The sequence below is a fragment of the Bacteriovorax sp. HI3 genome (assembly GCF_059738875.1).
Genome location: NZ_AP026946.1, coordinates 3536887 through 3550411, shown reverse-complemented (window position 1 = coordinate 3550411; position 13525 = coordinate 3536887). Strand labels below are relative to the sequence as shown.

Here is a 13525-nt window from a genome sequence, read left to right as displayed (position 1 = left end):
TTTTGTTTCAATGTAATAATTTGTCTAAAATTTTTAAAAATATCTATGCGATCATTTAGTTAAGAATGAATCTTAAACACAATAAAATGGTCAGGTATTTATGAAATCAATTTTACTTCTATCTCTTCTGATCGCAAGCACTTCGAGCTTTGCCTGGACGAGAGGTGAAACTTGGGTCTCAAAATTAGATGCGCAAGGAAGAAGCAAGCTTTTTGGAAACAAGTTAGTCACACCGGAAGGCACTCTAACTTACAGTGAGAATGCTGTTAAGGAAAAGTGGGACTGGCGAAATGTCGACGGACAAAACTGGCTTTCACCTGTAAGTAATCAAGGTAATTGTGGTTCATGTGTTGCTTTTGCTTCTGTTGCTGTTTTAGAAGGCCAATACAATATCGACAATAAACTCTCTTGGTTAAAACCTCAGTTTTCTCAGCAGATGCTTTTTGACTGTGGTCAGGGGAGCTGCTCTATTGGATGGTTGCCAGAGTGGGCAACGTATCAACTTAAGACTGGCGGAACTGTTGATTTAGCATGTGCTCCTTATAAGTTAGGAGCTATCGGGAAAAACGAGCAGTGTTTGGAGAATTATTGCGAAAACCAAAGTGAACGCGTGATTAAAATCACATCGAGCTCAACACCAAGTACACGTTTTGGTGGCAGTGATAAAAAAGTTAAAGAGGCCTTAAAAAGAGGTCCACTTTTAACGACGATGAATGCACGTGAAGATTTCCTTTATTACAAAGGAGGAATCTATAAAGCGACGACTTCAAAAAAGGTCGGAGGTCATGCTGTGGCCCTGGTTGGGTTTGATGATGAGAAGAAAGCATGGCTGATTAAAAACTCTTGGGGGGAAGATTGGGGAGAAAGCGGGTATGCCTGGATTTCTTATAGTGACCCATCGGGGATTGCCAACTTAACCTGGAAGTATGAAGTCGGAGAGACATCGAGAAAATTGGCCTTTAATGATTTAAAGACTGGCGATTTTATCCACGGTAAAACATCATTTGCTTATACCAATGCAGCTGAAACACCAGCACAAATTGAACTTAAGTCAGCTCAACAAAACATCCTGGTTGAAAATTGCAGTATAGAAAACTCGATCTGCTCTCTTGATACTAAGGGGCTGGAGGACGGAGAGTATGAGCTATCGCTTATTTCAGAAGGGCAAAGAAGTATTCCTATTTCTATTTATGTGGCCAATAAACCTTCAGAAGTGACGATTGCCTGGGGAGACGACTTGATTGATTTATCAAAACCTCTTCAGGGAAGAATTGAGCTTTCGTTAACTATTAATACAGGTTCAACTGGGATTCCACCGAAGAATATCAATTTTGTGGTTAGTAATCTAAATGGTGAAGTGGTTTATAGAAGCAATACCCAGAATTGGAATGAAAAAATGCGCCAGGGCTTTAGGACTGGAAACGTTAAAAATGGGAAGTATCAGATTTATTTTGCTGCTGAAAGAATTTCTGCCGGCAAAAGCGATTACACTTCTACCGACATGAAAACAATTGAAATCAAAAATTAATTTGTCTTAGTAACTTTCGAGAGGTGTCTTGGTTCATCTGGATTGAGTCCAAGGCTTCTCGAAAGTTCTTCAATCATTAAATAAAATGATTGAGCAGCACTTAGGATATCCAGGTCTTCTGACTTCGCCGAATGAATCGTTAAACTCTTCTCTTTTACAAATGATGGTGCGGCCAGAATAACATTGGCCCCTCTTGCTTTCATGTCAGCGGCCAAGTCAAGCATACTATGAAGGGCAGGTCCTCTGTTGGCAAAAACAATCAAAGGGTATCCATGTTCAATTAAAGCTTGTGGTCCATGTTTAATTTCAGCCGCACTAAAGGCTTCCGCCTGAATAGAGCAAGTCTCTTTAAATTTCAATGAAGCTTCCAGCGCCAGAGAAAGACCAAATCCTCTCCCGACCACCATGATTCTTTTAGCGTTTTTTAAAGCAGGAATTGCTGAAGTCCAGTCGCAAGCCTGCGCTGCTTTTAGGTCTTCGGGAAGGGCCTTAAGTCCATCGAGAAGATCGTGATCTTTTTTCCAGCTGGCCACTAAATGAGCTGAAGCAGAAAGAGAAGCGATAAAACTTTTTGTAGCTGCCACTGATTTCTCTGCACCTGCATGAAGAGGAACAGTCCATTTTGCAGAGCTTGCCAGAGGCGAGGTAATATCATTGACCAGGGCAATACTGGCCGGAGCATGTTCTGAAAAATATTTAAGAGGGTTTACCACATCCGGGCTTTGTCCCGATTGAGAAATCGCGATCCCTACAGACTTACTGACATCAAGTTGAGTTTGATAAAGAGTTAAAATCGACATTGAAAGCGATGTAGGCAATTTTCCTAATTTGGCCATGGCGAGGTAGTTTAAGTACTGAGCGGCATGATCAGAGCTTCCGCGTGCAATACTAACGATAGAGTAAGGATCAAGGCGTCTTAGCTCTTCAGTGATGTGATTTAAAAGTCCCGTATTTTCTTTAAATTGTCTCTCGACAACGGCAGCGGCTTCAAGGGCCTCTGTGCGCATTTTAGAAATCACATTCATCTCCTTCAATGATAACAGTGCTGATGCGGTTTTCTTTATCTAGTAAAACAAAGTCGGCAAAGTGGCCGGTTTTAATTTGTCCGCGGTTGTTGATGTTAATGACTTCTGCTGGAATAGCAGAAAGCTTTTTAGTGATCTGAGCTTCCGTTAAACCAATGGTTAAAAGATTTCTGTAGGCCTGATCCATTGTTAAAGCGCTTCCTGCCAGTGTGCCGTCAGCAAGTCTCACACCACCTAAACATTTATGGACTGTATGGCTTCCAAGTTTGTAATCGCCATCTGGCATCCCGGTTGCCGCTGTAGAGTCGGTGACGAAATAAAGATTGGGAATGGACTTTAAGGCAACTTTAATAGCTCCTGGATGAACGTGCTCTAAATCTGGGATAAGTTCAGCGTACTCAGCATGAGCAAGAGCGGCTCCCGCCATTCCGGGTGCTCTGTGATGAAAACTCGACATGGCATTAAAGAGGTGAGTAAAACTTTTTGCACCTTGATTAAGTGCGGTTACACCTTGTTCATATGTTCCATTGGTGTGCCCGATCTGAACTGTGATTCCCATCTTTTTTAATTCAGGGATTAAATCCAGGTGATTGAAAACTTCCGGTGCCAGTGTAATGACTTTAATGGGAACAATGCTATGGAGATGATTGATTTCTTTTAAAGTCGCTTCACGAGTAAAATTGGGTTGAGCACCTAATTTATCAGCGCTGATAAAAGGTCCTTCTAAATGCACGCCGAGAATGCGGGCGTGATTTTTTTTCTTGTTTTGAAAGCTCTCTTTTAAAGCGAGAAAAGATTTTTCCAATTCGCTAAAAGGCGCTGTCATCGTCGTTGCCAAAAAACTAGTTGTTCCAAAACGTGCATGAGTTTTAGAAATCGTTTCGGCCGAGGCTCCGGCCTCCATGATATCAGCTCCACCTCCACCGTGAACATGCAGGTCAATAAAGCCTGAAACAAGTTTGGGAAGATTTGGATTGAGAGAAGATTTGAGTTCAATCTTTTCTATTTTATCAGAGTAAGAAAGATGTGCTTCTGTCAGACCATTTTCAGTCACAATATTGGCCTTGATGGTTTTCATCATCTTTCCTCAGCAATTAAAAGAAGAGCACCAATGGTTGAATCACCAAGAGCTGGTTGATTGCGTTTTCTTGTGGCTTCTGGCAGATAAGGGATTAAGGCTTCACCAAGTCTTCCACAGATTGAAAGGGGAAGTTCATTATTTGGATCGAGAGTTTTTGCCATTTGTTCGATTTCTTTTCCTGCGGCAATGAGAAGCTCTCTGGCATCCTGATCATGAGGAGCAGCTTGAAAAACAAGAGGTGCTAGTTGAGCGAAACTATTTTGACCAGCATTACCAAGCCAGTTTAAAAACTGAGAAGGCTCTTTGCCACAGTATTTTAAAACGGCGTCACTTAGTGCTGAATCAGCTCTTCTGCCATCAATTGTCTTTTGAGTAAGAGCGCAAGCGCGCAAACCAAGCCAGGCACCGCTGGCCTCATCACCAGAAGGAAATCCCCAACCTGAAACATCTTTGCGTTCATTTTTAGCATTCATCACCATGCCCACGCTTCCTGTTCCGACAGCGACGATTGAGCCAGGTTTACCACCATGTGCACCCAAGAGAGTCGTGAAGCCATCAGTGTCGACGATGATATTTTTGAATCCCGGATTGCGCATATAGAATTCGTTTTTCCAGATGACATTGTTTGCGCCCGAAAGACCAAGTCCAATGGCACATTCAGAAAGCATAGGAACTGGAATGCTTCCATAGTGAAAAGCACGCGCCAATGTATCGACGATGGCCCTCCATGCTTTTTCAATTCCCTGACCTAGGGCCGAAGGATCGCCTTGAGCACTGGCCAAAATTTTGAGTTTTTTATCAGTGACGATAATTCTTGTTCCGCTTCCGCCACCATCAACACCGACGAGGTATTTAATAGTGTAATCTTCCACGATCTTTGGGTTTACAATTGCGCTTTTGTTCATGCCTCAATTTTATGGGCAGGAGGGATTTGAGTCAAAGAGATAAAAGTAGTTGATAAGGGCAGTCAGGAGATGCGATCTCCTGACTGTTATAAGGTCTTAGTCGTTTACAGTAATTGATTCTTCAGCTGAAAGTGAAGGAAGAGATGTGTTAAGAGCACCAGTTAAATCAGCAGCTACGTTTAGGTTAACTCTGATAACGTGTTTCTTCTTTGTGTTGATTCCACCAAGAAGGTTAGAAAGATTAATCTTAACTAAACCGAAATCCTCACCTGTTTTTTCAAAAGAGTATTCGCTTGGTGCCAGGTTGCGGTTGATGAGTGTGTCATCGCTTCCAAGAAGTTTTCTTCTTTCTACGAAAAGTTTTAGAGAGAAATTAGAGTTTTTTGTCAGGTCCCCAGTTCTTAGAACAAGAGTTTGTCCTTCTAATCTCATTTCCCCGATTCCACCTTTTACTGGAGCCGTTAATTTCTTAGCGTCAACAAGAGTCAGGTCAAGAACGCGGTTTTGGATAACTGTATCACCAACGCGTGATTCATCAGCAGATTGTTTTGCAAGAACGATGAACTCAGAACAGCTTGCGTTTACTCTGAAAGAAGAACCTTCAAGAGTTGAATTCAGGTTACATGTGTTATGAGGAGCAAGTACACCTGGAGTGTTTGTTACTTTAACTTTTACGTTAGCTTTAACATTGTTGCTAGGAACTTCATATGGAACAGAGATTGTTTGGTAACAAGTGTAAGCTTCTTGTCTGTAGCGTGCTTCAGAAGAGCAACGGTTCACATATCTAGTGCTGCAAATTCTACGAGACATATGGTCTTCGTAACAATACGTTTCTGGTTCTTGGCGACAGATTGTCTGGTATCCATCGAATACAGTTCTAAAACATGTTCTTGCAACAGTTTCATTTCTGTACTCAGTTCTTGTTTGAACAGCGTTTAGAGTAAAGTTTTCTTCAGTTTGAATCCCTGTGATTGGAAGTGAGTATCCATCAACAGTTGAAGCAAAAGCATTAAAGGCACTTAGAAGTCCCAGGGCCAGCATAAGTTGTTTCATAAATTCTCCTCTTGGTGATAAATCCGTCATCTATATAGAAAGAAGCAGGATTCAAGTCAACCATAAGGCCAGGACTGTGAGATTTTTACACGACCTTACATATTGTTTTGCCAAATCAGTGTCATTTTGACCGCGACAGGAATTGAGCTTTGATTTCTTTTACGGCATGATTAGAGGAGAAGAGATTAATTTGGAGATTACGTTATGAAAAATATCGGATTGTTAGCAGGTCTTGTGCTTTTTAGTTCAGCGAGCTTTGCTGATTTTTTACCACAGTCATTTACCTCAAAATTTGAGCAGGAATATACCAGCACCCTTAAAGGTAAAACAAAAAGAGGACAAGGGGCCATCGAGTATAAGTACCCAGGGCAAATCCGCTTTGAAACCAATACACCAAGCACTGTGATCTTTGTAAGTAACGGAACAAAGTCATGGTACTACCGCGCTCCTTTTATTGAAGGTGAGCAAGGTGAGGTGACTGAAGCCACCTCTAAAGAAGGGTCAAATATCTATATTAGATTCTTTGATTCTCTAAAAAATGGGTTGGTAAGCAACGATCTTTATGATGTGAAAAAGGGCGAGCCGGCAACTATCATTTTTAAAGCGAAGACCAGTAAAGAGCTAGGGATTAAAGAGTCTGTGATTTACTTTAAGACGAAGGGAAGCCAGAAGTTTGAAGACGTCGATACAATTGAGTTGGTTTTTCCTGATGGAAAAAGATCAAAACTTAAATTTGTAGATTTAAAAGTGAATCAAGGACCAGGGGCCGACAGATTTAATTTCACTCCGCCGGCCAACACTAAAAAAGTTAATTAAATGGTTTTGCGAAGAAGTCCTCAGGAATCAGGACTTCTTCGTTCTTTAAAACGCGCTTGTAAGTGATATAGTTTCTGAAAACAAGCTTGATATAATTTCTGGTTTCTTCATAAGGAATCATTTCAATAAACTCTAAATAATCCCCGTTAAATCTCTCTCTTTCCCACACCGCAATCACTTCAGTGCTAGCGTTATAGGCGGCTACATTTTGAGCGAATTTTCCCTTAAATAGCGCGTGTAATTCAGACAGGAGTGCCGTTCCCATCTCCACATTTGGTTCAGGCTTATAAAGGTCATTAAAGTCTTTATAAGGAATGTGGTATTTTTTTGAAAGCTCTATCGCTTTCTCAGGGATCATTTGCATTAATCCAAAAGCGTCGGCCCATGAACGAACGTTAGGATTAAAAGCGGACTCTTGCCTTGTAATGGCAAATGGCAGGGCCTCTGGAACTTTGTACTTTTGTGAGTAACGGGCAAAAATATTTTCATAAGGAATAGGGAAGACGACTGAAATATATTTTTTTGTCAGGTCATCTCTCATTTTCATTGGGAAATTATAGATTTGAACCATTCCCCCTTGATACCATCCAGTCAGAGCATAGAGCGACATCGCTCTTTCTCTTTCAGCGATTGTTTTAAATTGTGAATTGATCTCTTTTAAGACTTTAGTTGAAAAGGCCTTTTCATCAACGGCAATAAGCCAGTCGAGAATTAAGTGCCCAAATGGGTCTTTGATGATTTCTGTCGGCGCTAGCGGAGCTAGTGGCTCTTGAGTTTGCATCGAAGAGATCAGACCGTAGTAGCCAAAAGCATCGTTAGCGGCCGTTGTTTGAAACAGTGCCTTTCCTTCATCTTCACGGCCTAATTTATAAAGAGCACGGGCCTTCCAGAAGTTTAGTTTGTGGATGAAGTTTGGATTCGATGATTTTTTTACAAAACGATCAACATCGCTGAGCATATCTTCGTATCTTTTTGTTAAATACTTATTCCACACCAGTGCCCACTGAACATTTTCTTGCAGGTCTAGAGTTGTGACTTTGTAGGTTGAAGCTTTCTCGTATTTCGCAAGAGCTTCCGGGAATTCTTTGCTTTCAACATGAAGAGAGCCGTAAACCCAGTAAAGTGTCGCCATTTGATTGGCGTTTCCAACTTTTCTTTCGATTACGTCTTCCAGGATGATTCTGGCCTCAGCATTCAGGTGCTCTGTCCAGACTGCGCGGGCGTAATTGATTTTTGCGTCAACCCAGGCTTCCTGAAGTTTTGTATCCGCTGGATCGTTGTCGAGGAGCTGTCTTAAGTAAAGCTCCATCTCTCCTGTTTTTTCCATAAACATCTTGAGGTCGCGGGCGACTTTAAAAGATGTGCGGTATGAGTTGTAAGCTTTCACTTTTTCTTCAAAAGAGTATTCTTCTCCATTGATTATTTCCAGGTAAAGATCGCGTGCTTTTTCAAACTCGCGGCTGGATTCAAAATCTTTAGCGACAGAGTAAATGTTGTCTCTGTTGATATCTTTTGAAAAAAGTGGAGAGACCTCTGTGAGTTTAGCAAAGAACTTTTCTTCAAGTTCTGGGCGGTTGATTTTTTGCGCCAGTTTAATAGCGTTTTGAAGTAGCTTCACCTTTTCAGATTGAACTTGTTTGAAGGCCACTAGATCGTATGAGAAATTCGCTGCGGCCTCATCGATCTGATATTTTTCAGCAAGCTTTAGAGATGAATCCAGGTAAGCTTCTTTTAAATAACTGGCAATCACTGTCTGGCCCCAGATACTTCTAAGTTCAGAAGCCGAGTATGAACAGTTCGTCAGAGTGTGCACTAAAGCTGTTTGATTGAGCGGGAAGGACTCATTTTCTGCCAGGTTCTTAAAAAGTTTGCAGGCACTCTTTGTGTCTCCTGCCGACTCAGCCTTCATTGCTTTTAGGTATTCCTGGGCCAGCTCTTCAGCATCGTTTTGGGTCTCAAATGACTTATTTCCCTCAGTTAGGGCACTTTTTAGGGCGCTCATGCGGGCATATCCCGGAGCTGGAATAGGGTTAATAGGCTTTGAAGAACAGCCAGTTAAGAGAAGAGTGATAAGCAGTATTTTTTTCATAGGGCCCTTTAAGCTTTGATTATTTAACTAATTTGTACTATTTAGTCCTAGCTTTTTTAAATTAAAAAACACGTTAGGTACACAGTGGAATTATCAACAAAACTTTTCAATGATAAGACGGTTTTCTTTACTTCGCTTGGTTGTTCAAAAAACCTCGTCGATTCACAAGTCATGTTAGGATACATGGGGCTGGATGGCTATTCAATTGCCGACGCACCAGAAGCCGCTGAAGTCATCATTGTTAACACTTGTTCATTCATTGAAGCATCAAAAAAAGAATCAGTTGATACCATCCTAGATATGGCCGATTTTAAAGATCCAGAAAATGGGCGTTGCAAGGCGCTGGTTATTTCTGGATGTATGGCACAAAGATACGCTCAGCAACTTGAAGCCGAAATTCCTGAAGCTGATTTAATTATCGGAACAGGTGAGTACAACAAAATCACGCTTCTTCTTCGCGCGATGGAAGAAGGAAAACTAGAAAAAAAATCATTCGTGGAAATTCCAAAATTCATCCACACAGAATACGATCCACGTTTAAACACTTCGCCGTTTTATACGGCGTGGTTAAAAATTTCTGAAGGCTGCAACAGGAACTGTACTTTCTGTATTATTCCAAAGCTTAGAGGAAAACTGAGATCGAGATCGGTTGAGTCGCTTGTAAATGAAGCTAAGAATTTGGCTTCTACAGGGGTACGAGAACTCAACCTCATCTCTCAGGACCTTTCAGATTACGGTGTAGACTTAGATGAAAACAATAAACTGTCTCACTTATTAAAAGGTCTGACAGAAGTTTCAGGAATCGACTGGGTAAGATTATTTTATTTCTACCCGGACGAACTTACTGATGAAGTTATCGAGATCATGGCGACATCAGAAAAGATCTGTAAATACCTTGATATGCCAGTTCAGCATTTCTCTTCAAACGTGCTTAAGCGCATGAACAGAAAAATCACTGGTGAAAAAATCCATGAAAGAATTGAGCGCCTGAGAACTCGCATTCCAGGAATCGTTCTTAGAACATCTATCATCGTTGGTTTCCCGGGGGAAACTGAAGAAGATTTCGAATTACTTCTAGAAGGAATCAAAAAGGCACGCTTCAACCACCTTGGTATTTTCAGATACTCGGATGAAGAAGGGACTCCTGCATTTAAACTTCAACCAAAAGTTCCTCAAGACGTTATTGAAGAGCGCTTTGACAGGCTGTACGAAGCTCAAAGAGAGATCGTAAGAGAGCTTAACGGAGAGTTCCTAGGTAAGGTTATCCCTGTTCTCATCGAAGGGGAGCACGAGGAAACAGAACTTCTAATCGAAGGTCGCCACTTTGGACAAGCTCCGGACATCGACGGAAAAGTGATCATTAACGATTTATCAGGCCGTAAGGTAGAAATCGGTGATCTCGTTCATGTCGAGATCACCGAAGTGTTGGATTACGATTTAGTTGGTCGAGTCACATCTTTAAGCTAAGAGCTTATAGTTCGCCTTCTGGGTATTGATAAGGGGCACCACCAGTTGGGTCTGCACAGGTTCCGACGAAGCCGGCAGCTGCACCGTTGTAAGCATCATCCCAGTCATAGTAGTCGTTATTGCTCTTACCAAAGACAACATCAGTATTGTTCATGAGAGCTGTACCGTTTGCCAGCGCTCCTGGTAGGTCAAAATCAATTGCAGAGTTAACTTTAAATGTTTTGTTCCAGTCACGCACAACCAGTCTGATTCTTGCCTTGATATCTTTTGCACCATCAAGACAATTGAATGTGTAGAATGGCTGCGTTTCTCCGTATGGAGCAGTTGTCGCCGCCGTTGATCTTGCTAGGGTTTCCCACAAATCAGCATCAGAGTTTGTTGCTGTACAGTTATTTTTCACTGAAGAGTTTGCCACTCTTAAGTTTGTATAGAATAACTTAGAGTATGGGCTCTTAAACGTATTGTTAACGATTGCTCCTGACGATGTCGAGTAAATCAGAGAGCGGTAGCCTTGTTCAAGTTCAGGCGCAGTTAAAATATCTGTGACTGGTCCATTTAGACAGCTAATTTTTTTACCACCACAAGTAACGACCTTTGGAGACTCAGGAGTTAGAACATCACATGCTGTTGGAGCGTTTGTCGGGTCAGAACTACTTCCGACGTAGTTAACAACAGTGAATCTACCTTCGTCACAATTTGGACCACTTTGACTAGCGTAATTACCATCACAATCAGATTCAGCAGTCGGAGTGTAATTTACCCATGTACCTGTTTCTGAGCCAGGAAGACCTGCGCCTGATCCAGCAGCACATCCACTTGTTGTAACTAATCTTTTTGAAGCAGGTGTTTTCAATGGAGACCATTGTTGAAAGTTATATGGTTCAACTTGAATGAACTCACACACACCCGCACCAGATGATGAAGTGAATTTTAAATCAGTATTGTGAAGCTCTTCTTCTTCAGCATCAAGGAAACATCTTACATCCAGCATTCCGCGGGCTTCAAGAATATCGTTGGCGTTGATTTTACAACCACGTGCTTGCATATTCTTACCATACTTATGTAGCTGGAAAGTTGTTGCGCCAGAAGAATCAGCAATTTTAAAGTAATCGCGAACTTCTAATTGAATGACATATGATGATTTACCAATCAAGTTTGTTGCAGTTAAAACGAATGTTTTTAAAGTTGTTCTAACTGTTGGTGTACCGCTGATGAGACCTGTGGCCTTATTCAAAGAAAGTCCTGTCGGAAGAGCAGGAGACACACTATATGTTAAGCTGTTTCCTTCTGTCAGGTTAGCTCTGATTTCAAGATACTTTCCTGTCTCAGCGATATAAACGTTTTGGTTTGCTACGTTGGTAATGACACCTGTGTTAGCACCTGTTTCATTTTCATTGTCATAGACTGTCTGAGCATTTCTCAGAAAAGGAACTGAGTCTGGACGTCTTGAAACGTTACTTAGACTAATAATTGTTGGGTCTACCGGTATAGTGGGATCAGTCTGATTTGAATCAAAGATATACGCGGCCAGTTTTCCTGACGATGTGATATCTTGCCCAGCTGTGAAATCGGGAGTACCAGCAATTGAACTCATTGTCACAGTCAGAGTTCCGGCTTCAATTTGAGTGATCGTTGTTTCAGCGGCAGCATAAGTTGCAGCATTATCAATTGAATTTGCTACACCACCGTTTCTTTCCTGGAAAGCAACAAATGAAGGAGATGTTCCAGGTGTTAAGCTTTGAACAAATAGAGTTGTTCCTTCAATTGCAACAACTTTTCCTAAAGCTCCTTGTGGAGTAGAGACATAGCCGCCAATTGTGAAAGGAGCAGATGTACCAACTGTGATGGCCAGGTTGTAGTTAACATTGATAGGCACAGTAGACAGTGTTGAAGCTGTCGGGGCGATTGCAGAAACTGGGATAAAAGATTTTTCACTGTAGAAAAAGTTCCCGCTATCTAAGCTTGCACCAGCAGAGAAGTAACCATTAGAAGCATCAATCGCAAGTTTGTAACGGTTCTCATCAGTCCCGCTTCCTCTGTCATACTTGCGGATAATTTGTCCCGAAATACTTGCATTACTCGGAGATGCAATTGGCTGCAGAATTGTTTCACTTTCAATAAACTTCGATGTGTTCTTAACTGCAACCAGCTGTCTATTTGTATAGCTTAAATCTAGAGGTGCTTTAATAGAACTCAACCCAATATCTGTGCTTGTCACTCCTAATGGGTTTGTCGCTTTAATTGTAAAGAAGGCAGGATCTAGACTGTCAACGAAGGCACCAGTGATTTCCCCAGTGTCTTCATTTAGGGATAATCCGTTTGGAAGGGCCGGAGCAACAGTATACTTAACCCCGTTAGCTGGAGTCATGACTCCAGTCGCAGCAATTGTTGAGAAAGTTAACCTCGGCATATCTGTTCCGAAAGTTTTAGTAACTTCGTAAACGCGAGAAACTTGAGAGCCCGTCATTGCTGAAAGGAAATACTGAACGTTGTTATCAATGTCAATATTAGGTGCTGCGTTTACTCTCTTAAACCCAGTTGTTAAGTCAACGGCAGCAACAGTCGCTCCCGTAGAAGCAGCGAATGTTTTTGTGTCATCAAGAACATCACCAGCGGTGAAGTATTTTGAAGAAATCATTTCAACATAGATAGTACTTGTGGCAGCTACGGCACGAATGACTTTCGCCGACTTTCCTCCAGCTGCACTGATGAATCGTGGAGTGAGTAGCCCTGGATATTCGTCTGCCGGCAGACCAAGAAGAGCAAAATTATTAACTCTGATTGGGATTAATTTAATAATACCAACTTTAAAGTTATCTGGATCAATATACTTTACGACTCCAGTTACACCACTTGCAGTTGTCAAGAAACCACTTCTTGTATAAGTCGCATCTACATCTGCGTTCGTTGTCACTCCACTAATAGAGCCAGAAAGAGGGGCAACTTTAAGAAGAATTTTTTCGTTTTGTAAATATTCAAATTGCCCAGGAGGAGTATAAACGGCCAGTGCAATAGAAGTTGAAATTGTCTTAACTGTCCCTGCATTACTTAAGTAGCTCATTGTAACGGTATAAGTAATTGGCGCACCTGGGTTCAGAGAGTCTGTAGAGATAGTTAGTGGATATCCTGTAATAGAACAACCTGTTGCTGACTTTGTGGTGTCAAGGGTAAGTCCAGAAGGAAGAGAAGGAGAGATACTACATCCCCTCATAATCGAAGCGACTTTATTTGCTTCACCAACACTACCATCAAATTCGGCGCTGAGATCAACTTTTTCACCCAGTTTTAAATTAGCAGATGTAACTAAAGCACTGTTGATTTCATCAGAATACTGAAACGTCGTCGGATCTGTTAATGTACCAACATCAATTGTATTCCCACCACTATCAACAATAGTAGGAGGTTCCTCTGTTTTTACTTCCGCTTTTTTCGGCGGATCCTTTTTGAACTTGGTCAAGCTGTCGGGCATACAACCAGTCAAAAGTAGAGTGGTAAATAGGGAAAGCGTGAGTGTAGTTTTTAACGTTTTCATACTTCTATTATCGTGAAAATCGGATAAAT

At 41.5% G+C, this 13525-nt stretch carries 9 protein-coding genes; 3 read left to right on the top strand and 6 right to left on the bottom strand.

Annotated elements, in window-relative coordinates:
• Positions 1-100 precede the first annotated feature (100 nt).
• Positions 101-1528, top strand: a complete 1428-nt coding sequence (locus AC6JA8_RS17625; RefSeq protein ID WP_497974977.1) for a C1 family peptidase — start codon at positions 101-103, stop codon at positions 1526-1528.
• On the opposite strand, the gene AC6JA8_RS17620 is transcribed toward AC6JA8_RS17625, so the two are convergent.
• The 4 genes from AC6JA8_RS17620 to AC6JA8_RS17605 all read right to left on the bottom strand — a co-directional run bounded on the left by AC6JA8_RS17620 (position 1525) and on the right by AC6JA8_RS17605 (position 5592).
• Positions 1525-2553 carry an SIS domain-containing protein gene (locus AC6JA8_RS17620; protein WP_497974976.1) on the bottom strand — a complete coding sequence of 343 codons (1029 nt, stop codon included), beginning with the start codon at positions 2551-2553 and terminating at the stop codon, positions 1525-1527. The genes AC6JA8_RS17625 and AC6JA8_RS17620 overlap by 4 nt on opposite strands.
• Positions 2537-3634 (bottom strand): N-acetylglucosamine-6-phosphate deacetylase, encoded by a 1098-nt coding sequence (gene nagA / locus AC6JA8_RS17615; protein ID WP_497974975.1) that lies wholly within the window; start codon positions 3632-3634, stop codon positions 2537-2539. The genes AC6JA8_RS17620 and nagA overlap by 17 nt, the downstream gene beginning before the upstream one ends.
• Positions 3631-4539 (bottom strand): glucosamine kinase nucleotide-binding domain-containing protein, encoded by a 909-nt coding sequence (locus tag AC6JA8_RS17610; protein ID WP_497974974.1) that lies wholly within the window; start codon positions 4537-4539, stop codon positions 3631-3633. Before AC6JA8_RS17610 ends, nagA begins: the two co-directional genes overlap by 4 nt.
• 96 nt (positions 4540-4635) lie before the next feature.
• Positions 4636-5592 (bottom strand): hypothetical protein, encoded by a 957-nt coding sequence (locus tag AC6JA8_RS17605; protein WP_497974973.1) that lies wholly within the window; start codon positions 5590-5592, stop codon positions 4636-4638.
• A gap of 204 nt (positions 5593-5796) precedes the next feature.
• Here AC6JA8_RS17605 and AC6JA8_RS17600 point away from each other — a divergent pair, with 204 nt between their 5' ends.
• Complete coding sequence (locus AC6JA8_RS17600) at positions 5797-6408, top strand: LolA family protein (RefSeq protein WP_497974972.1); 612 nt, start codon at positions 5797-5799, stop codon at positions 6406-6408.
• On the opposite strand, the gene AC6JA8_RS17595 is transcribed toward AC6JA8_RS17600, so the two are convergent.
• Entirely contained in the window at positions 6401-8497 is a 2097-nt protein-coding gene (locus AC6JA8_RS17595) for a lytic transglycosylase domain-containing protein (RefSeq protein WP_497974971.1), read from the bottom strand. The genes AC6JA8_RS17600 and AC6JA8_RS17595 overlap by 8 nt on opposite strands.
• An 84-nt stretch (positions 8498-8581) precedes the next feature.
• Here AC6JA8_RS17595 and rimO point away from each other — a divergent pair, with 84 nt between their 5' ends.
• On the top strand, positions 8582-9964 hold the full coding sequence (rimO, locus tag AC6JA8_RS17590; protein ID WP_497974970.1) for a 30S ribosomal protein S12 methylthiotransferase RimO: 1383 nt from the start codon (positions 8582-8584) through the stop codon (positions 9962-9964).
• A gap of 4 nt (positions 9965-9968) precedes the next feature.
• Here rimO and AC6JA8_RS17585 read toward each other — a convergent pair whose 3' ends face one another.
• Positions 9969-13496, bottom strand: coding sequence for an Ig domain-containing protein (locus AC6JA8_RS17585; protein WP_497974969.1), 3528 nt, complete (start codon positions 13494-13496; stop codon positions 9969-9971).
• Positions 13497-13525: the final 29 nt, after the last annotated feature.

What these genes read in the sequence shown, in the direction of transcription:
- AC6JA8_RS17620 (WP_497974976.1), bottom strand. Translation starts at nt 2,553, where the DNA reads ATGAATGTGATTTCTAAAATGCGCACAGAGGCCCTTGAAGCCGCTGCC.
- AC6JA8_RS17625 (WP_497974977.1), top strand. Translation starts at nt 101, where the DNA reads ATGAAATCAATTTTACTTCTATCTCTTCTGATCGCAAGCACTTCGAGC.
- AC6JA8_RS17595 (WP_497974971.1), bottom strand. Translation starts at nt 8,497, where the DNA reads ATGAAAAAAATACTGCTTATCACTCTTCTCTTAACTGGCTGTTCTTCA.
- AC6JA8_RS17605 (WP_497974973.1), bottom strand. Translation starts at nt 5,592, where the DNA reads ATGAAACAACTTATGCTGGCCCTGGGACTTCTAAGTGCCTTTAATGCT.
- nagA (WP_497974975.1), bottom strand. Translation starts at nt 3,634, where the DNA reads ATGATGAAAACCATCAAGGCCAATATTGTGACTGAAAATGGTCTGACA.
- AC6JA8_RS17585 (WP_497974969.1), bottom strand. Translation starts at nt 13,496, where the DNA reads ATGAAAACGTTAAAAACTACACTCACGCTTTCCCTATTTACCACTCTA.
- AC6JA8_RS17600 (WP_497974972.1), top strand. Translation starts at nt 5,797, where the DNA reads ATGAAAAATATCGGATTGTTAGCAGGTCTTGTGCTTTTTAGTTCAGCG.
- AC6JA8_RS17610 (WP_497974974.1), bottom strand. Translation starts at nt 4,539, where the DNA reads ATGAACAAAAGCGCAATTGTAAACCCAAAGATCGTGGAAGATTACACT.